This is a genomic window from Polaribacter sp. HaHaR_3_91, assembly GCF_019278525.1.
In the GTDB taxonomy this organism is placed as follows: Bacteria; Bacteroidota; Bacteroidia; order Flavobacteriales; family Flavobacteriaceae; genus Polaribacter.
This window is the reverse complement of the sequence record NZ_CP058986.1, coordinates 2,556,791-2,574,622: the sequence shown is the minus strand read 5'-3', so window position 1 is coordinate 2,574,622 and position 17,832 is coordinate 2,556,791. Positions and strand designations below refer to the sequence as shown.

General features: G+C 29.4%; 22 protein-coding genes. 11 read left to right on the top strand and 11 right to left on the bottom strand.

Features of this window, described 5'->3' with window-relative positions; all coding sequences use genetic code 11:
- The first annotated feature begins 25 nt into the window (after positions 1-25).
- From H0I27_RS10860 to H0I27_RS10850, 3 genes are all read left to right on the top strand, one after another.
- Positions 26-217, top strand: a complete 192-nt coding sequence (locus H0I27_RS10860) for a cold-shock protein (RefSeq protein ID WP_018943662.1) — start codon at positions 26-28, stop codon at positions 215-217.
- A gap of 189 nt (positions 218-406) precedes the next feature.
- Positions 407-598, top strand: a complete 192-nt coding sequence (locus H0I27_RS10855; protein ID WP_218730726.1) for a cold-shock protein — start codon at positions 407-409, stop codon at positions 596-598.
- An 87-nt stretch (positions 599-685) separates the two neighbouring features.
- On the top strand, positions 686-883 hold the full coding sequence (locus tag H0I27_RS10850) for a YwbE family protein (protein ID WP_284041439.1): 198 nt from the start codon (positions 686-688) through the stop codon (positions 881-883).
- An 8-nt stretch (positions 884-891) separates the two neighbouring features.
- On the opposite strand, the gene H0I27_RS10845 is transcribed toward H0I27_RS10850, so the two are convergent.
- The 3 genes from H0I27_RS10845 to mtaB are packed head-to-tail and all read right to left on the bottom strand — an operon-like array spanning position 892 to position 3,864.
- Positions 892-1,794, bottom strand: coding sequence for a lytic transglycosylase domain-containing protein (locus tag H0I27_RS10845; protein ID WP_218730725.1), 903 nt, complete (start codon positions 1,792-1,794; stop codon positions 892-894).
- Between the two features lie 45 nt (positions 1,795-1,839).
- A complete protein-coding gene (locus H0I27_RS10840) occupies positions 1,840-2,499 on the bottom strand; it encodes an alpha/beta hydrolase (RefSeq protein WP_218730724.1) in 660 nt (219 codons plus the stop codon).
- A 30-nt stretch (positions 2,500-2,529) separates the two neighbouring features.
- Positions 2,530-3,864 carry a tRNA (N(6)-L-threonylcarbamoyladenosine(37)-C(2))-methylthiotransferase MtaB gene (gene mtaB / locus H0I27_RS10835; protein ID WP_218730723.1) on the bottom strand — a complete coding sequence of 445 codons (1,335 nt, stop codon included), beginning with the start codon at positions 3,862-3,864 and terminating at the stop codon, positions 2,530-2,532.
- Between the two features lie 123 nt (positions 3,865-3,987).
- Between mtaB and H0I27_RS10830 the strand changes: the two genes are divergently transcribed.
- Together H0I27_RS10830 and H0I27_RS10825 are read left to right on the top strand one after the other, a co-directional pair.
- On the top strand, positions 3,988-4,482 hold the full coding sequence (locus tag H0I27_RS10830; RefSeq protein WP_218730722.1) for a GNAT family N-acetyltransferase: 495 nt from the start codon (positions 3,988-3,990) through the stop codon (positions 4,480-4,482).
- A 38-nt stretch (positions 4,483-4,520) separates the two neighbouring features.
- Positions 4,521-5,690, top strand: coding sequence for an NAD(P)/FAD-dependent oxidoreductase (locus H0I27_RS10825; protein ID WP_218730721.1), 1,170 nt, complete (start codon positions 4,521-4,523; stop codon positions 5,688-5,690).
- A 5-nt stretch (positions 5,691-5,695) separates the two neighbouring features.
- Here the strand turns inward: H0I27_RS10825 and H0I27_RS10820 are convergent, their stop codons facing one another.
- The 7 genes from H0I27_RS10820 to H0I27_RS10790 all read right to left on the bottom strand — a co-directional run bounded on the left by H0I27_RS10820 (position 5,696) and on the right by H0I27_RS10790 (position 11,990).
- Positions 5,696-6,703 (bottom strand): endonuclease/exonuclease/phosphatase family protein, encoded by a 1,008-nt coding sequence (locus H0I27_RS10820; RefSeq protein ID WP_218730720.1) that lies wholly within the window; start codon positions 6,701-6,703, stop codon positions 5,696-5,698.
- 4 nt (positions 6,704-6,707) lie between these two features.
- On the bottom strand, positions 6,708-7,559 hold the full coding sequence (locus H0I27_RS10815; protein ID WP_218730719.1) for a rhomboid family intramembrane serine protease: 852 nt from the start codon (positions 7,557-7,559) through the stop codon (positions 6,708-6,710).
- On the bottom strand, positions 7,559-8,293 hold the full coding sequence (locus H0I27_RS10810) for a rhomboid family intramembrane serine protease (RefSeq protein ID WP_165733389.1): 735 nt from the start codon (positions 8,291-8,293) through the stop codon (positions 7,559-7,561). Before H0I27_RS10810 ends, H0I27_RS10815 begins: the two co-directional genes overlap by 1 nt.
- Positions 8,294-8,295: 2 nt before the next feature.
- Positions 8,296-10,113 (bottom strand): DNA mismatch repair endonuclease MutL, encoded by a 1,818-nt coding sequence (gene mutL / locus H0I27_RS10805; RefSeq protein WP_218730718.1) that lies wholly within the window; start codon positions 10,111-10,113, stop codon positions 8,296-8,298.
- 6 nt (positions 10,114-10,119) lie between these two features.
- Complete coding sequence (locus tag H0I27_RS10800) at positions 10,120-10,389, bottom strand: riboflavin synthase subunit beta (RefSeq protein WP_165733387.1); 270 nt, start codon at positions 10,387-10,389, stop codon at positions 10,120-10,122.
- A gap of 223 nt (positions 10,390-10,612) precedes the next feature.
- Positions 10,613-11,119: a 6,7-dimethyl-8-ribityllumazine synthase gene (gene ribH / locus H0I27_RS10795; protein WP_218730717.1), complete on the bottom strand. Its 507-nt coding sequence runs from the start codon at positions 11,117-11,119 to the stop codon at positions 10,613-10,615.
- Positions 11,120-11,198: 79 nt separating this feature from the next.
- Entirely contained in the window at positions 11,199-11,990 is a 792-nt protein-coding gene (locus H0I27_RS10790; RefSeq protein WP_254712656.1) for a tol-pal system YbgF family protein, read from the bottom strand.
- Between the two features lie 88 nt (positions 11,991-12,078).
- On the opposite strand from H0I27_RS10790, the gene H0I27_RS10785 reads away from it, so the two are divergent.
- The 3 genes from H0I27_RS10785 to H0I27_RS10775 are packed head-to-tail and all read left to right on the top strand — an operon-like array spanning position 12,079 to position 14,626.
- Positions 12,079-13,158, top strand: a complete 1,080-nt coding sequence (locus H0I27_RS10785; protein WP_218730716.1) for a DNA replication/repair protein RecF — start codon at positions 12,079-12,081, stop codon at positions 13,156-13,158.
- Between the two features lie 43 nt (positions 13,159-13,201).
- Positions 13,202-13,498, top strand: coding sequence for a DUF721 domain-containing protein (locus tag H0I27_RS10780; protein WP_165733384.1), 297 nt, complete (start codon positions 13,202-13,204; stop codon positions 13,496-13,498).
- Positions 13,499-13,513: 15 nt separating this feature from the next.
- Positions 13,514-14,626 carry a tetratricopeptide repeat protein gene (locus H0I27_RS10775; protein ID WP_218730715.1) on the top strand — a complete coding sequence of 371 codons (1,113 nt, stop codon included), beginning with the start codon at positions 13,514-13,516 and terminating at the stop codon, positions 14,624-14,626.
- An 82-nt stretch (positions 14,627-14,708) separates the two neighbouring features.
- Here H0I27_RS10775 and H0I27_RS10770 read toward each other — a convergent pair whose 3' ends face one another.
- Positions 14,709-15,128: a nucleoside-diphosphate kinase gene (locus tag H0I27_RS10770; RefSeq protein WP_218730714.1), complete on the bottom strand. Its 420-nt coding sequence runs from the start codon at positions 15,126-15,128 to the stop codon at positions 14,709-14,711.
- Positions 15,129-15,543: 415 nt separating this feature from the next.
- Here H0I27_RS10770 and H0I27_RS10765 point away from each other — a divergent pair, with 415 nt between their 5' ends.
- The 3 genes from H0I27_RS10765 to H0I27_RS10755 are packed head-to-tail and all read left to right on the top strand — an operon-like array spanning position 15,544 to position 17,826.
- Entirely contained in the window at positions 15,544-16,572 is a 1,029-nt protein-coding gene (locus H0I27_RS10765) for a bifunctional oligoribonuclease/PAP phosphatase NrnA (protein WP_218730713.1), read from the top strand.
- Entirely contained in the window at positions 16,562-17,095 is a 534-nt protein-coding gene (gene gldI / locus H0I27_RS10760; RefSeq protein ID WP_218730712.1) for a gliding motility-associated peptidyl-prolyl isomerase GldI, read from the top strand. Before H0I27_RS10765 ends, gldI begins: the two co-directional genes overlap by 11 nt.
- Before the next feature lie 2 nt (positions 17,096-17,097).
- Entirely contained in the window at positions 17,098-17,826 is a 729-nt protein-coding gene (locus H0I27_RS10755; RefSeq protein WP_218730711.1) for an FKBP-type peptidyl-prolyl cis-trans isomerase, read from the top strand.
- Positions 17,827-17,832: the final 6 nt, after the last annotated feature.

The following is a 17,832-nucleotide window of genomic DNA, read 5'->3' as shown; positions in this document are numbered from 1 at the left end:
TTTAACAACACAATATTTTTTTATTATGAATAAAGGTACCGTAAAATTTTTCAATGAATCTAAAGGATTTGGATTTATCACTGAAGAAGGATCAAACAAAGAACATTTTGTACATGTTTCAGGATTAATCGATGAGATTCGTGAAAACGATGAGGTTGAATTCGACTTACAAGATGGAAAAAAAGGATTAAACGCAGTAAACGTAAGAGTATTATAATATATATTTATTACTAGTTAATTTTTTAACTAAAAGCCTATCAATTTATTGATAGGCTTTTTTTATGCTGTAATAATTCAGAATAAATAAAGTATCATAAAAAATTACTCTGTTATTCAAATTTTGGCATTACATTTGTTATTATATAAATGTTGTTAGTAATTAAATTGACAACAAATAATTTTTATTATGAATAAAGGAATCGTAAAATTTTTCAATGAATCTAAAGGATTTGGATTTATCACGGAAGAAGGATCAAACAAAGAACATTTTGTACATGTATCAGGATTAATCGATGAAATTCGTGAAAACGATGAAGTTGAATTCGACTTACAAGATGGAAAAAAAGGATTAAACGCAGTAAACGTAAGAGTATTATAATATATATTTATTACTAGTTAATTTTTTATCTAAAAGCCTATCAATATTGATAGGCTTTTTTTATTTTAGTATTTTAAAACTGTATTTATGATAGACGGAAGACAAAGAAAAAATGTTAAGATTGGCTTATTTGTAGAAATTGTACAGAAACCACATCAACGAAGTGGAGAATTAACAGAAGGTGTTATAGCAAAAATTCTAACTAAATCTCAAAACCATCCGTATGGTATTAAAGTTCAGTTAGAATCTGGGTTGGTAGGTAGAATTAAAAATATTATTGAATAATAACTATTTTAGTTAATAGGTATTTTAATCTCGTATACCTTTCTACTTTTATTGTTTAGTTTATTTTCTCTTAACCAAGGGTTATGAATTTTAAACTCTTTATAATTCATTCCGAATTTTTTGGCAAAATGTGTAATGTTAGATATTGCTGTATCAACTTTTATAGTTCTTGTTTTTGCTAAGGTATATAAGTCTTCATTTTCAAAGACAAAACCATATTTTTTTGGATTGCTTATTACTTCTTTTAAAGCAATAATTCTTAATACATATCTTTCGGTTTCATCTGGCAATTTAGCATCGTAATAATTAGTTACTTCTTGCTCATCTAATCTTTTACTAACGCCATAGTTTCCTGCATTATATGCAGCGGCAGCTAAAGTCCAAGAATTAAAACGTTTTTGAGATTTTTTTAAATACTCAGCAGCTACTTTTGTCGATTTTTGAATATCGTAACGCTCATCTACATTACTATTAATCTCTAATCCGTATTCTTTACCTGTTGCCTTCATAAAATGCCACATACCTGCTGCACCTACGTTAGACGTTTCATCTATAAAAGCACTTTCTGCCAAGGCTAAAAATTTAAAATCGTCTGGTAAACCATATTTTTTAAGCAATGGTTCTAAAATAGGAAAGTACTTATTAGCTCTCTTTATCAATAATAATCCATTAGATTGCCAATAGGTATTAACTAACAGTTCTCTCTCCATTCTTTCTTTAACATCAGGAATTTCTAAAGGAACGCTTTCACCTGCAAGATTTAAATTATTAGGTAGTTTTAACGCTTTTATTTTATATGTTGCATGCGTACTTGTTTGCGGGTCTGTTTCATTTTTATTTATGCCATTATAAAATAAAAAAGCAATTATTAAAATGCTAAGTAGTGAAAGAAAACGGAGTGATTTATTCATGAGATTGCAATTTTTTGTGATTTAAAAATAAGGATGACCTGTATTTTAACTAGTTAAAGTATCGTTAATAATTTTAGTTAATTTTTTGGCTTTAGTGATAATCATAATATGGCTACCACCTTCTATTTGTATACAATTTTTTATGTTTTTTATAGGAAATACATGATCACTTGTGCCGTGAATATGAGTAATGTTTTGGTCTTTTTCTGTTTGTACCCATCTAATAATGGTGCCAATAGACCAGTTTAAATACAATTCGCTTCTAACAGAAAGATACTTTTTATATATATCTGCTCTCTTCTTTAACGATTTTCCTAAAAAATATTGCGCATAATCTTCAAAATTTGAAACAACTTTTGTAGGAAAGAATTTGTAAGCTTTTGTAAATTTCACAAATTCAAATCTCTTTGGCAATTCTTTATGGTGTTTTACGCTAGATATAATAATAACTTTTTTAACATCTAGATATTTACTCATTTCTTGTACCATAATTCCGCCAAAAGAAACACCTACTAAAACAGGGTTTTCTTCTTTTACTTCTTCGCTCATTCTCATTGCATAATTAGCAATAGACTCTTCTTGTGCTATGGGTGTTATCCACTCTAAATAATGAACGTCATATTTATCTTTTGATAATTCTAAGTTTTCAAAAATTTCTGGTCCAGCTGCTAAACCAGGTACCAAGTATATTGGAATCTTTTTCATATCTATTTATTTTAATGTAGCAATTACATTTTAAATTGTAACGCTATTGTTTTCAAAATTAAACCTAACCAGACCATCTTCATCAATTTCAGTAAGTGTAATAGTATGTAACGTATTTACTAATTCTGGGTTCCAAGGTGTTTTAACTTTAACATAATTTTCTGTAAAACCGTTTATATACCCCTCTTTATTTTCATTTTCAAATAAAACGGTTAGCGTATTTCCTAACTGACTTTCATAAAAAGCACGTCTTTTTTTAGCGGATAAACCACGTAGCATTTTACTGCGTTTTGCACGTACTTTTTTAGGAACGACACCTTCTAGATGTACTGCTTCTGTATTAGGTCTTTCAGAGTAGGTAAAAACATGTAAGTAAGAAATGTCCATCTCGTTTAAATAGTTGTACGTTTCTAAAAACAGTTCATCTGTTTCACCAGGAAACCCAACTATAACGTCTACACCAATACAAGCGTTAGGCATTACTTCTTTAATTCTTGTTACTCTGTTTGTATATGTATTGGTTAAATACCTACGCTTCATTTTCTTAAGTAGCGCATCGCTACCAGATTGCAAAGGAATATGAAAATGAGGTACAAAAGAGTCCGATTTAGATACAAACTCAATCGTTTCATCTCTTAGTAAATTAGGCTCTATAGACGAAATTCTTAAACGGTGTATTCCCTCTACTTTATCTAATTCTTTTACAAGTTCTAAGAACGTATGTTCGTGCTTTTTGTTACCAAATTCACCTTTACCGTAATCACCAATATTAACACCTGTTAAAACAATTTCTTTAATTCCTTTTGATGATATTTCTTTGGCGTTTTCTATTACATTTTCTAAAGTATCGCTTCTAGAAATTCCACGTGCTAGCGGTATTGTACAATAGGTACATTTATAATCGCAACCATCTTGTACTTTTAAAAACGCACGTGTTCTATCTCCAATAGAATAAGAACCTACGTAAAAATCTGCATCAGAAATTTCACAAGAGTGAACTTCACCAACATTATTTTTAGTTAAATCGTTTATATAACTGGTAACATTAAACTTTTCTGTAGCTCCCAAAACTAAGTCTACACCATCTACAGCTGCTAATTCTTCTGGTTTTAATTGCGCATAGCAACCAACTGCTATTAAAAAAGCGTCATCATTTTTCTTTAAAGCATTTTTTACAATGGTTTTAAAGCGTTTATCAGCATTATCTGTAACAGAACAGGTATTTATAACATACACGTCTGCTTTTTCTTCAAAATCGACACGATTAAAACCTTCACTCACAAAATTACGAGCAATAGTAGACGTTTCTGAAAAATTTAATTTGCATCCTAAAGTGTAAAAGGCAACTTTTTTATCTGCATTCATTCTAATAAGGTTGTTTAACAAAAAACAAAACTTTAAAAAAGGATTTATTTCTTAAAGTTCAAAATTGTATATTTACAAATACTGTATAAAACAGTTTAGAAGCGCAAAAGTACGATATTATTGATGATTTTTGAAACGGAAAGGTTAATTATTAGGAGACTAAATGTAGAAGATTTAGATGCATTTCATAAACTAGAAAGTAATGCAAATGTTTTAAAATATGCTATAGGAAACCCAAAGAGCTATATTGAAAATGAAATTGAGTTAAAAGCTTTAATTTTAAAATATAATATCCCTAAAAATGACTTTCGGGTTTACGCTATTATCAGGAAAACGGACAATCAATTTATAGGAACAGTGGCCTTGGTTAAAGACAATCTAGACGATGAAATTGGATATCGCTTTTTAGAAGAATTTTGGAATTTAGGTTTTGGTTCTGAGGTTTGCTTCGGATTAGTTTCTTATTGTAAGCAAATTAAAATTAAATACATTATTGCTTATGTGGTAGATGAAAATAAAGCATCTGCAATCATTTTACAAAAAAACAATTTTATGATTGTTAATGAATTTATAAATGATGAAAATCAACCAGAAACAAAATACGTATTAAAATTATAGGGGTTATAAGTAGTTTTTAATACGGCTTCCTTTTAGTTATGAATAAAATTGAAAAAACAACTGTTTGTATTATTGGTGCAGGACCTTCTGGAGCTGCCACTTCTATACAGTTATCAAAGTTAAAAATACCACATTATATTATTGATAAATCTACTTTTCCTAGGGATAAAACTTGTGGGGACGGTTTAATTCTATATGCTTTTAAAGCTATGAAGTTTTTGGGAGATGATTTATTTGCTAGTTTTTTAAAACACCCAAAGTTTATACACAGTAAAAAAATTAGTTTGCATTTAAATAATACTTCAAAGATTGTATTTAAAGAAAGTGATGATAGAAATATGATTATTTCCTATGCTAAACGTATCGATTTTGATCAATTTTTGGTAAGTCACTTATCAGATGTTTATGCCAATCAACAATTTGGAAGTGGGGTTAAAGAAATTAGAGAAGTACCAGAAGGTGTTTTTATTAAATTAAAAAATGGTAAAGAAATAATATCACAATTTGTAGTGGGGGCAGATGGAGCTAAATCTATTGTTGCTAATAAATTAGCGAAGACAAAAGTTGATAGAAAGTTAGCATCAACTTTTGTTAGTGCATATTATAAAGGAGTAAAAGATTTGCCAACAGGAAACGCAGCAGAAGTAAGAATGGTTTATAAAAAAATGCTCTTATTTTTTTATGTTTTTCCTTTATCTGATGGACAAGTAAATATTAGTTTGGGTGGGCGTTCAGATCATATAAAAAAGTATGGTGTTAATTTAGTTGATGAAATTCAGAATATTATTAAAAACCATAAAAAAGTTAAAAATAAATTTAAGAATGCTACTAAAGTTAATAATTGGAGAGGTTGGTCAATTCCATTTCATTTTGGTAATCATAAAACTTCTAATGATCGATTTTTATTAGTGGGAGATGCCGCTGGTTTAGCAAATGCTTTTTACAAAGAAGGAATCGGTACAGGAATGATGTCTGGCATTATTGCTGCAAAAAATATTGACAGATGTTTAAAAAATGATGATTTTTCTGAATCTTCATTAAAAAAATATGATGAGGATTTAAAAAAAGAATTCGGGAAACTTTTGAAATTTAGCTATTTTGCTTTGAAAGTTGCACGATTTAAGTACTTCTTTTTAGCAATGGCTGGTTTGTTGCATAAAAAGATTGAAAGTAAAGCGCATAAGATTATAGAGAAAAGAAGCTATTAATAATTTTACCAATTAATTTTTGCCATAACAGGAAAATGGTCTGAGTATTTTTCTGAATAGGTTGTAAACTTGTTGCTAATTGCCTCTTGGTCGGTTAAAATGAAATCTATTCTCATAGGAAACCAGTAATCATAGGTTTTACCAAAACCTTTACCAGATTCTATATAAGTATCCTTTTTATCTTTTGCTATTTGGTTATATACCCATGAATAACTTGTATTGTTAAAGTCTCCACAAACAATTTTTTTCCCTTTCCACTGTTTCTCATGCGCTAAAAATTGAATAGTTTGTTCTGCTTGTTCTTTAAAAGAATTAGAAACCCTCTCTATTAATTTTTCTGAATTTTCTTCTCCAAAATTTTCTTCGTTTGGCTTTATTCTTAAAGATTCTAAATGGATATTATAAATTCTGATGGTATCCTTTTTCTTTAATATATCAGCAAAAATAATATTATTGCCAGCACTATTTAAATCTAAAGATCCAGCATTAATAATCTTATGTTTAGAGTATATCGCCATTCCGTATTTTTTACTATTCGGACGAAGTTTTACGTATTTGTATGGAAAAGAGAAGTTGTTTTTATTTGACTTATAGTACTCTTGTATGCTAATAATGTCTGGGTCTTTTTCAGTGATAAATTCGTAACCATCTTGTACTATTGAGTCCTTTTTTTTATGAAAAAGATCGAAGCTTTTTACATTATAACTCATTACTTTTAAATCGCTGTTTAAAGAAGAGTTGTTCCCTGAAATTTTAAAAAAAGGAGATGAGAAAAAGACTCCAATAATAAAAACAGAAACAGATAATAAAAATTGTTTTTTTAACTTAATTAACCAGTAAATAGCAAAAAGCAGGTTAATTATCATTAAGAAAGGTACAAAAAGGCTTATAATTGCAACAAATGGTATGGTAACGGGAGATATAAAATGTAGTACATATGATAACAATAGAAGGGTTGCTAATATTGAGTTTACAAAATATAAAACCTTATCTATGGGGGACAAATTTTTCATACTATTACCTTCCTTGTTTAAATAAGAATTCTTTTTCTTCTTTTGTTAAAGTATCATAACCAGACTTGCTAATTTTATCTAAAATAGCATCTATTTGTTGTTGGTTTATAGAAGTGCCTTTATTTGTTTTTACTGTTTTTTTTGGCGATTTATAAACAGTTTTTAAAGGTTTCTTTTTTGTTGAAAATAGGGCTGCTATTTTATCGAAAATAAGTATTTCTTTATTGGCAGCTCTTTGAACATATAAAAAGCCAAATAAAGCGCCTCCTAAATGGGCAAAATGTCCACCAGCATTTCCTCCAGAGAGTGCTAATATATCTAAACCTACCCAAATAGCGCCCAAGTACCATAGTTTAACAAAACCAATAAAACGTATTTTTAATTGATAGTTGGGTATATATGTGGTAATTCCTATAAATATGGCTGAAATTCCTGCAGAAGCTCCTACTAATATAGAAGATTGATCTTGAAACAAAGGAAAGTAGATGTGGCTTAAAATAAACAATGCACCACCAAAAAAAGTACCTAATAAGTAGAAGGTTAATAGTTGTTTTTGTGTAAAATACTCGATGAATAAGTTTCCTACAAAGTATAGAGTTATTAGATTTAAAAGAATGTGTAGAAAGTCGGCATGTAAAAAACCATAAGTAATAATAGTCCAAGGTTTGGTCAGTAATGATGTAAAATTATCATCCAAAGAAAACCATGAAACTACCCAATTAATTTCACCTTTATATAAATCTTGAAAAACAGATGTTAACAAGGTGAATACAAAGATAGCAAGGTTTATGTAGATTAATTTTTCTACAATATTTCCGCTTTTATAGCGGTTTTTTATGTCGTCTATAAAACTCATTAATATGTTTTAAATTCATTCTTTTTCCAATACCAAGCAATTATAAAACCTATTAAAGCCCCTCCAACGTGTGCAAAATGAGCTATGTTTCCAATAGAGTATTTAGTCATTCCAAAGAATAAATCTCCCAAAATCATTACCGGTATAAAGTACTTTGCAGCAATAGGAACAGGGAAAAATATCAATGCTAATTTTGCATCTTTAAAATAAAGACCAAAAGCTACTAAAACACCATATACAGCTCCAGAGGCTCCAACTGCAGGAGTATTGTATAAAGAGGTTATTTGATTAAATTGATCTTGCGTAATGGCACCTATAATACGAGCATCATTGGTGCTACCAGATTTTAATATAGATAAAACTTCAGAATTATTTAATCCTGCATTTATAAAAAGTTCATAGATGCCGTTAAATTGATAATAATTGACTAATGTGTAAATTACTCCGGCTCCAATTCCTGCGGAAAAATAGAAAAAGATAAATTTCTTTTTTCCCCATATTTGTTCCAAGGGAGTACCAAACGCCCATAAACCGTACATATTAAACAATATATGACTAAAACCACCATGCATAAACATGTGTGTTACGTACTGCCAAATTCCGAAATGTTCATTTTCAGGAAAATGTAAAGCCAAGATATTTGTAAAATCTAATTTTAAAAGTTGTGGTGCAACAAATAAAATTACATTTATAATAATTATATGTTTTATGGCATCTGTAAGTTTCGTGTTCATTTTTAACTGTTAAATAGATTGTCTATTTCGTTTAATGTTAATGTTTTAAAAATTGGTTTTCCAAAAGGAGAAATGGTCGGTTCCTTACAAGAAAATAAATCATTTACCAATCCTTCTTGTTCTCGTTCAGAAAGTTGTGTACCTGTTTTAATAGACAATGTTTTTGAAAATGATTTTGCCATTACATCAAAATGACTAAAACTAGCATCTGGTACTTCTAAATCGATATCACTTAATAACTCTTCTAAGATAATTGTTATTTTACTCTCTGTAACCGAAACAGGTATTCCTTTTATAGTAACACTGTCTTTTGTAAATTCATCAAAAGAAAAACCAGCATTTTCTAATTCAGTTTTTATAGTATAAATCATTTCTATTTCTGCCGATGTGTAAGAAATTTTAACGGGAAACAATAATTGCTGACTGTTAGCTTCTTTTACAGTAATACTTTCTAAGAAGTCTTCATATAAAATACGTTGATGCGCTAAAGATTGATTGATTAAAACTACACCAGATTTTATGGAGCTTAGTAAATATTTTCGCTGAATTTGAAATGTTTTTTGTGTTTTTATTTCTTGTTGATTGTCAAATAATTCCGATTGTATCTCTTCTTCTGTATCTGCAATAGTAGGAGTATATAGAGATTCCCAACTTTCTGTTTTTGGTTCGCTTTTAAACGGCGTATGAATTTCTTTATTTGCTTCTTCCTTAAATGGATTAAAATCTGGATCTACGGATATTTTTGGTGTAGATGTAGATTTTGGTTTTGAATTAAAATGATACGGTGTATCTAAATTAGCATCTCTATTAAAATCTAAAACAGGTGCTACATTGTATTGGCCCAAACTGTGTTTTACAGTAGCTCTTAACATGGCATACAATGCTTTTTCATTATCAAACTTTATCTCTGTTTTAGTTGGATGAATGTTAATGTCAATAGTATTTGCAGGTACTGTTAGGTATAAAAAATAGGAGGGATGTGATCCCTGTTCCAACAAACCATCAAAAGCATTTACCACTGCATGATTTAAGTATGAACTTTTTATAAAACGATCGTTTACAAAAAAGAATTGTTCTCCTCTTTTTCTTTTAGAAAATTCTGGTTTCGCAACAAAACCTTCTATACCTACTATATCAGTATATTCGTTTATAGGAACTAACTTTTCATTCATTTTAGTACCAAAAACACTCACAATTCGTTTTCTTAAATTACTGCTTTTTAAATGATAAACTTCATTATCATTATGATGCATTAAAAAAGCAATATTTGGATGCGCTAAAGCTACTCTTTGAAATTCATCTATAATATGACGCGTTTCTACAGTATCCGATTTTAAAAAATTTCTTCTTGCCGGAATATTGTAAAACAAGTTTTTTACAGCAATACTGGTTCCTTTACTAGTAGAAATAAAATCTTGTGATACAATTTTACTTCCTTCAATTTTTATGCAAGTACCTAGCTCTTCGTCGTCTTGTTTTGTTTTTAATTCTACATGCGCAATGGCAGCAATAGATGCTAAAGCTTCTCCTCTAAAACCTTTGGTGTTCAGGTTAAATAAATCTTCTGCCTTTTGGATTTTAGAAGTTGCATGACGCTCAAAACTCATTCTAGCGTCTGTGGTACTCATTCCTTTTCCGTTATCAATTACTTGAATTAACGTTTTTCCAGCGTCTTTTAATAAAAGTTTTATATTGTTTGAACCAGCATCAATGGCGTTTTCTAGCAACTCTTTTACAACAGAAGCAGGGCGTTGAACGACTTCTCCTGCAGCAATTTGGTTAGCAACATGATCTGGTAATAATTGAATAATATCCGACATTAATTTTTATTGAAAAATGGATAAATCGAAATCTATGATGTACAAAAAGATAAGTACTAAAATTGCGATAATATAAAAAAGTGTTTTGTTTACGCTTCTGTCTGAATTTTTTAAATCATCAAAAGCATCACTAAATTTACCTTTAATTCCTTTATTTTTACCAGTGGTTGTTCTAAACTGATCTAATTTGTGTTCTATTTTAAAAGGGCTACCTTCTCCTTTGTAAAAACGAGGTTGGTAATCAAATTTTTTATTAGTACGTTTTAAAAATCCCATAGTTTTAGTATTATTGGTTTATAAATTCTAGAATAAATCAAGGATTATACCAACTTTATAAGTGTTTCAAATTTACAGAATTAAAAGGAATTCTTCAAACAAAGATGTTAAAAGAGTTCTTAATTTTTCTTGCAAACTTTTTAAAAACTGTGTAGAGAGAGCTTTAGGGAAAATAAAAGAATCCCTACAAGGTTAGAGAAACCTTGTAGGGAAATGGTTATTATTAATAACCAATACTTTCTGAAGTAGCATCAATATTTTTAAGTGCAGCCATTTTAATTGCTGCAACAGCACATTCTGTTCCTTTGTTACCTAATTTACCTCCAGATCTGTCTAAAGATTGCTGTTTTGTGTTATCTGTTAAAACACAAAATATAACAGGAACATCGTATTTTACATTTAAATCTACAATACCTTGGGTAACGCCTTCACAAACAAAATCGAAATGTTTAGTTTCTCCTTGTATTACGTTTCCAATGGCAATAATTGCATCAAGTTGTTGCGTTGCAATCATTTTCTTGCAACCATAAACTAATTCAAAACTTCCAGGAACATCCCAAGAAATAATGTTTTCTTTAGTTGCACCGCAATCTAATAAAGTTTCAATTGCACCTTTTTGTAAATTCCCTGTAATTTCAGGATTCCATTCTGAAACAACAATCCCAAATCGAAAAGATTTCGCATTTGGGATTGTTGTTTTATCGTAAACTGATAAATTGGTTGTAGCCATATTTTTAGTGTTCAGTCTGCAGTTATCAGTTTTTAGTTAGTTATTTACTGCCAACTGTACTGTTTTACTGCGAACTATTTTAGTTAGCGTATTTAGCTGCTGCTATATATTTTTCTATATCTCTACCTTGGTCAGATTTAGAATAGTTTTCTTTAATTTTTGTAAATAATGTTTCTGCTTTACCAAAATCTTTTAATTCCATAGCAATTTGACCTGCTTTAAATAAGTATAATGGAGTTGTAAAATCATTACTTTTTTTGTTTGCAGCTTTTTCATAGTAACTTAAAGCATCTTCAGATTGGTTAATGTCTGCAAAAGCATCACCAATAGCACCAATAGAAACTGGACCTAATAACTCATCATCAGAATCAAATTTACTTAAGTGCTCAATTGCTTTGTCGTATTTCTTCATTTGTAAATAAGAAACACCTGCATAATAGTTTGCTAAGTTTCCTGCATCCGTTCCGCTAAAAGAATCTGCAATGTCTAAGAAACCATAATTACCATCTGCACCTTCTAATCCTAAAGTTAATAAAGAATCTACTCCAGAACCTGCAATTGACGCTTCGTTAAAATATTTTCTAGGAAAAGCTAACTCGTTAGAAGCTTTTGTTTCGTTTGGCTCCACTACATATTTAGTATAACCCATGTAAGCTAAAAACAATACTACTACTGCTATTAAAGATAAAAATAATGGTTTGTTGTTTTTCTCAATCCATTGCTCAGATTTAGACGCTGTTTCGTCTAAAGTATTTAATACTCCAGCTGTTTCAAATTCAGATTCATCAATTTGATTTTCTACTTGTTTACTTTCTGCCTTGTATTTTTTCTTGTATGTAGCCATTGTTTCCTTAAAAATTAGTGGCGACAAAAATAGTTTTTTTAATTGGATTTTAAAAGCGGATAATTCGCTAAATTTTCAATAATTTGCAAAACGTTTTCAATATCAAAATTTATCCATGTATTTACAGAAAATTTCTTTACTTAATTTTAAAAATATTGAGTCGCAAACTTTTGATTTTCAGAAGAAAATAAATTGTTTTGTGGGTAATAATGGTATTGGAAAAACGAATGTTCTAGATGCTATTTATTACCTGTCTTTTACAAAAAGTTACTTTAATTCTGTCGCTTTGCAGAATATTAGACATGGAGAAGGTTTTTTTATGATAGAAGGAGACTATCTTTTAAACGATAGAAATGAGAAAATTGTTTGTAGCTTAAAAAAAGGTCAAAAAAAGGTTTTAAAGCGAAATGGTAAAAGTTACGAGAAGTTCTCTGAGCACATTGGGCAGTTACCATTGGTTATTATTTCTCCTGCAGATAGAGATTTGGTTACCGAAGGGAGTGATACAAGAAGAAAGTTTATAGATGGCGTAATTTCTCAACAAAACAAAACTTACTTAAAAGATTTATTGTCTTATAATAAGGTGCTGAGTCAAAGAAACGCATTGTTAAAATATTTTGCAGCAAATAGAACTTTTGATGCTTTAAATTTAAGTGTCTATGACGACCAACTTTCTGAGTTTGGAGCGCGTATTTACGAAGTTAGAAAAAGTTTTTTAGAAGGTTTTATTCCGATTTTTAATGAGAAATATCAAATAATTTCTGGTGATAAAGAGCGTGTTAATTTGTTGTATAAAAGTCAGTTGCATGATTTTTCTATGGAGCATTTATTAGAAAAGTCCTTAACAAAAGATAAAATTATACAGTATACAACTTCAGGCATACATAAAGATGATTTAAGTTTTGATATTGGCGATTATCCTATTAAAAAATTTGGTTCTCAAGGACAGCAAAAATCATATTTAATCGCTTTAAAATTGGCTCAGTTTGAGTTTATTAAGCAACAATCCAAAGTGACTCCTATTTTATTATTAGATGATATTTTCGATAAATTAGATGAAAATAGAGTGTCTCAAATTATAGATTTGGTAAATAACGATGAATTCGGACAGATATTTATTACAGATACGCATTTTGAAAGAACAGAGAATATATTAAAGCATGGGAGTAAAGAATATCAGATTTTTAAATTGTAATATTAGTTTTAAAGTTTCAAAAAATCCAATAATCTATTATATAATGGCAAAAAGAGAAAATGATTCCTTTTCTATTGAAGATTTAATGAAAAGTTTTATCAAGGAAAACAACTTGAGTAAAGGAATGCAAAAAATTAAAATAGAAGAAACTTGGAATAAAATGATGGGACCTGGTGTTGCCAATCATACCACTTCTGTTAAGTTGCAAAATAAAACATTGGTTATTCAGTTAACGTCTTCTGTTTTACGTGAAGAATTAAGTTATGGTAAAGATAAGATTGTAAAAATGATGAATGAAGAAATTGGCGATGATGTAATTTCTAAATTATTGTTGGTATGATAAAAAAAAGAGGGTATGAATAAATTTATAATTTGTCTTTTTATATTATTATGCCCACTGTTGGGGTTTTCTCAAAGAGCTAAACTTTATAAAGATTTACCCGCTAAATCTTATTATGAGAATGGAAATTTAAGAGTTGCAAGGAATTTTAAGTCTGGAAAATTTTTAGGTTATAAAACTTTTTATAAAAGTGGTGCTTTAAGGTCTAACTACGTATTTAACTCTAAAGGTTATCATGATAGTATTGCTAACTTTTACTATCCAAATGGTAATGTTAAAACAGTTTGGAAGTATAAAAAGGATAAAGTGAAAAATCGTGTTGATTATACTTTGGAAGGAGCGGTTGTTAAAGGGAAGAAAAGTTATAAAAAAATAAGAATATGTAATGGTTTTTTACCTTATGGTAAAGATAATTTAATGTGGGCTTTTAGAAGAGCTAAATTAAATTCGGGACTTGGTTTTTACGATGAAGCTTTAGAAGATTTTAACTTTATTCTTTCTAATCTAAGTCCAAATGAAATAAGATTATCTTCTCAAAGAAGTATATATCATAGTTTGGCTATTGTTTATAGCGCTATTGAAGATTATGAAAAAGCATTGATGTATAATTTTAAAGCTTTAGCTATTGAAGGTGACAATCAAGCTGTTTTAAATAATTTAGGTTGGTTGCTGTTAAAAGCTAAAGATTATGACTTAGCATTAGAGTATTTAAATAAATGCCACGATATTAATCCGAATAATTATTATGCTTTCTTTAATAAAGCGAAACTTTATTTGGAAACTGGAGATTATACAAAAGCTGTAGGTTTTATAGAGAAAACGATAGCGGATAAAAGAAGTCATAAGTTATCAGAAAAAGATATTTCAGTTGAAAAAACTATTTGGGCAACAAGAGGAGAGATATATTATAAATTAGGTAGGTTTGAAGAGGCTATTAAAGATTTACAAAAATCCCTAGAAGAAAACACGGTTAATTCTTATGCTTATAAATGTTTAGCTTTAATTTATATAGAAAATAATCAATTAGATAAAGCTTGTAATGCTTTAGCTAAAGCAAAAGAATACAAGTATGATAAAACTTACAATACCAATGAGGTAGAAGAGTTGCAAAACAAGTACTGTTTATAAGAATAATGTTAAAACAAAAAAACTCACAACTTTCGTTGTGAGTTTTTTTATGAAATATAGTTTTCAAGAATTTTATAAATTCTTAAAATTGGTCTCTTCCAGAAAAGTGAAAGTTTCCTTCAATTTCTGCATTTTCATCAGAATCAGAACCATGTACAGCATTTTCTCCCATAGAAGTTGCGTATAATTTTCTAATTGTACCTTCTGCAGCATCAGCAGGATTTGTAGCACCAATTAAGGTTCTAAAATCTTCTACAGCGTTATCTTTTTCTAAGATTGCAGCTACAATTGGTCCACGTGTCATGAACTCTACTAACTCACCAAAAAACGGACGCTCATTATGCACAGCATAAAAAGTTTCAGCATCTGCTTGTGTCATTTGAGTTTTCTTTAAAGCTACAATTCTAAATCCAGCAGCGTTAATTTTGTCTAAAATTGCTCCAGTATGTCCGTTTTCTACAGCATCTGGTTTAAGCATTGTAAATGTTCTATTTGTTGCCATTCTATTTTTTATATTTTTGCAAAAGTACATTATTTAATGTTAACTGCAAGTTAAGGGTAAACTTGTGTGAATTCTTGTTGTAACTTATTATTTTACCCCGCATTTCTATGGAGATTTCTTTTTTCTTAAAATTGAATTTTAAAAGTCTAAAACTAAGCTCTGAAGCTGCATTTTGTACGCTATATTTATCCGTTTTTTTAGTGAAATAATTGTAGGGATTTATAAGTCTGCTAGAAGTAAAAATCATTGGTGTTATTGTAGTAAGTTCCTTTAGTGGATTACTAATATTCTAAATAAAAACAACTAAAAGGTAGATTCTAATTGTTAAATTTTAAGACTAAATGGGTTTATTTTAACAGAAATGTAAAAGAAAATATGTTTTGAACAATGTTATTAAATTGTATCTTCGCATCTTATGATTTTAAAAGGATTGGAAGAGTTAAAAAGCTTTCTTGATACATCGAGAAATATTGTAATTGTAGGGCATAGAAATCCAGATGGAGATGCTATGGGGTCTACATTAGCTTTAAAACATTATTTAGATAAAAAAGGACACAATGCAACTGTTGTTGTGCCTAATGAATATCCAGAATTTTTACATTGGTTACCAGGTTCAGAAACTACCTATCGTTTCGATTGGCAAAATAATCAATCTCAAAAAGCCATAAAAGCTTCAGATCTTATTTTTCTTTTAGATTTTAATACGTTGCATAGAGTAGGTACTGATATGCAAAAAACGTTAGAAAAATATCCCAACGATTTTGCGATGATAGACCATCATCAACAACCAGATGATGTAAAATATATGTATTCTGATGTTACTATTTGCTCTACAAGTCAAATGGTATATCAATTTATAGAAATGAATGCCGATTTAGATTTAATTGATGCAGATATTGCTACATGTTTATATACAGGTATTATGACAGATACTGGATCTTTTCGTTTTAGATCTACCACAAGTACTACGCACAGAATTATTGCCGCTTTAATAGATAAAGGTGCAAAAAATGATAAAATACATAATAATGTATATGATGCCAATTCTTATAATAGATTGTTGTTATTAGGACAAGCATTAAGTAATTTACAAATTTTACCAACGTACAATACCGCTTATATTACGTTGTCTTCGGAAGAAAAAAAGAGATTCGATTTTCAAAAAGGAGATACAGAAGGTGTTGTAAATTATGCACTTTCTTTGAAAGGAATTATTTTTGCTGCAATTTTTATAGAAGATAGTGAGCAAGGCATGGTAAAAATATCTTTCCGTTCTAAAGGAACTTTTTCTGTAAATCAATTTTCAAGGAATCATTTTTCTGGAGGCGGACATGACAATGCAGCAGGAGGAAGGTCTGACATTTCCATGGCAGAGACAGTGACCAAATTTGTTAGTTTATTACCACAATATCAAAATGAATTAAAAGCTTCTTATGAAAATTAAAATTTTAGTTCTAACATCAATTTTATGTATAGGTTGCTCTAAAATAGAGCCTAGAAAACCGATTAATCCTAAGGCCTCTACAACGGTATTAAAGGAAACTATTAAGGAATCTATAAAGTTAAATGCTTTAGAAGAAGCTAAGATTTTAGACGTAATTAAAAAAGATTCAGTAAATACATATCAAGTTTCTCCTAATGGATTTTGGTATGCCTACATCAACAAAATAGAAGAAAACGCTCCAACTCCAAAAGAAGGAGATCTTACGGTGATATCGTATAATATTGCTGATTTACAGGGAGATACAATTTATAGTAAGGACGAATTAGGGGTGAAAAATTATAGAGTAGATAAAGAAGATTTTATTTCTGCACTTCAAGTAGGAATAAAGTTGATGAAAGTTGGAGAAACCATTACATTTGTGATTCCGTCTTATAGTGCTTATGGCGTTTCTGGAGATGGAAATAAAATAGGAATTAATCAATCAATTAAGAGTACAGTAACATTAATCAATATAAATAATTAAAAATGAAAGTAGTAAAAAGTATTTTAGCAGTAGCTGTTGTTGCATCTATGGTTTCTTGTGGTAACCAAGTAAAAGAAGTTAAATCTTTAGAAACAGAAATAGACTCTGTTAGTTATGCAATTGGTTTAAGTATGTCTGGTCAATTAAGATCTGGTTTCGAAGAAGTAAATAAAGATATTCTTACACAGGCAATTAGAAATGGTTTAGATTCTACTAATTTATTAATAGATGTTAAAGATATTCAGAGTGTAATTAGCCCTTATTTTCAAAAGAAACAAGCAGAGCAAATGAAAGAGCAGCAAGAAAAAGCAGCTAGTGAAGCAGAAGCTAAGTTTGGAGAAAATAAAAAAGCAGGAATTGACTTTTTAGCAGAAAATAAAACAAAAGAAGGTGTAATTACTACAGATAGTGGTTTACAGTACATTGTTTTAAAAGAAGGTAACGGAGACAAGCCAGAAGGACCAACAACTAAAGTAAAAGTTCATTATCATGGAACTAACATAGAAGGAAAGGTTTTTGATAGCTCTGTAGATAGAGGTACTCCAGCAGAATTTGGATTAAACCAAGTAATTAAAGGATGGACAGAAGGTGTGCAGTTAATGAATGTTGGTTCTAAATACAAATTTTTTATACCTCAAGAATTAGCTTACGGAGCACAACAAAAAGGTGCAGATATTAAGCCATTTTCTACATTAATTTTTGAAGTAGAATTATTAGAAATTACAAAATAATATACT

Bases quoted from the DNA above. Each gene is read 5' to 3' on its own strand.
- H0I27_RS10850 (WP_284041439.1), top strand. From the start codon at position 686: ATGATAGACGGAAGACAAAGAAAAAATGTTAAGATTGGCTTATTTGTA.
- H0I27_RS10825 (WP_218730721.1), top strand. From the start codon at position 4,521: ATGAATAAAATTGAAAAAACAACTGTTTGTATTATTGGTGCAGGACCT.
- H0I27_RS10775 (WP_218730715.1), top strand. From the start codon at position 13,514: ATGAATAAATTTATAATTTGTCTTTTTATATTATTATGCCCACTGTTG.
- H0I27_RS10785 (WP_218730716.1), top strand. From the start codon at position 12,079: ATGTATTTACAGAAAATTTCTTTACTTAATTTTAAAAATATTGAGTCG.
- gldI (WP_218730712.1), top strand. From the start codon at position 16,562: ATGAAAATTAAAATTTTAGTTCTAACATCAATTTTATGTATAGGTTGC.
- H0I27_RS10815 (WP_218730719.1), bottom strand. From the start codon at position 7,559: ATGAGTTTTATAGACGACATAAAAAACCGCTATAAAAGCGGAAATATT.
- H0I27_RS10755 (WP_218730711.1), top strand. From the start codon at position 17,098: ATGAAAGTAGTAAAAAGTATTTTAGCAGTAGCTGTTGTTGCATCTATG.
- ribH (WP_218730717.1), bottom strand. From the start codon at position 11,119: ATGGCTACAACCAATTTATCAGTTTACGATAAAACAACAATCCCAAAT.
- H0I27_RS10800 (WP_165733387.1), bottom strand. From the start codon at position 10,389: ATGGGATTTTTAAAACGTACTAATAAAAAATTTGATTACCAACCTCGT.
- H0I27_RS10860 (WP_018943662.1), top strand. From the start codon at position 26: ATGAATAAAGGTACCGTAAAATTTTTCAATGAATCTAAAGGATTTGGA.
- mutL (WP_218730718.1), bottom strand. From the start codon at position 10,113: ATGTCGGATATTATTCAATTATTACCAGATCATGTTGCTAACCAAATT.
- H0I27_RS10810 (WP_165733389.1), bottom strand. From the start codon at position 8,293: ATGAACACGAAACTTACAGATGCCATAAAACATATAATTATTATAAAT.
- H0I27_RS10770 (WP_218730714.1), bottom strand. From the start codon at position 15,128: ATGGCAACAAATAGAACATTTACAATGCTTAAACCAGATGCTGTAGAA.
- H0I27_RS10820 (WP_218730720.1), bottom strand. From the start codon at position 6,703: ATGAAAAATTTGTCCCCCATAGATAAGGTTTTATATTTTGTAAACTCA.
- H0I27_RS10830 (WP_218730722.1), top strand. From the start codon at position 3,988: ATGATTTTTGAAACGGAAAGGTTAATTATTAGGAGACTAAATGTAGAA.
- H0I27_RS10765 (WP_218730713.1), top strand. From the start codon at position 15,544: ATGATTTTAAAAGGATTGGAAGAGTTAAAAAGCTTTCTTGATACATCG.
- H0I27_RS10845 (WP_218730725.1), bottom strand. From the start codon at position 1,794: ATGAATAAATCACTCCGTTTTCTTTCACTACTTAGCATTTTAATAATT.
- H0I27_RS10855 (WP_218730726.1), top strand. From the start codon at position 407: ATGAATAAAGGAATCGTAAAATTTTTCAATGAATCTAAAGGATTTGGA.
- mtaB (WP_218730723.1), bottom strand. From the start codon at position 3,864: ATGAATGCAGATAAAAAAGTTGCCTTTTACACTTTAGGATGCAAATTA.
- H0I27_RS10840 (WP_218730724.1), bottom strand. From the start codon at position 2,499: ATGAAAAAGATTCCAATATACTTGGTACCTGGTTTAGCAGCTGGACCA.
- H0I27_RS10780 (WP_165733384.1), top strand. From the start codon at position 13,202: ATGGCAAAAAGAGAAAATGATTCCTTTTCTATTGAAGATTTAATGAAA.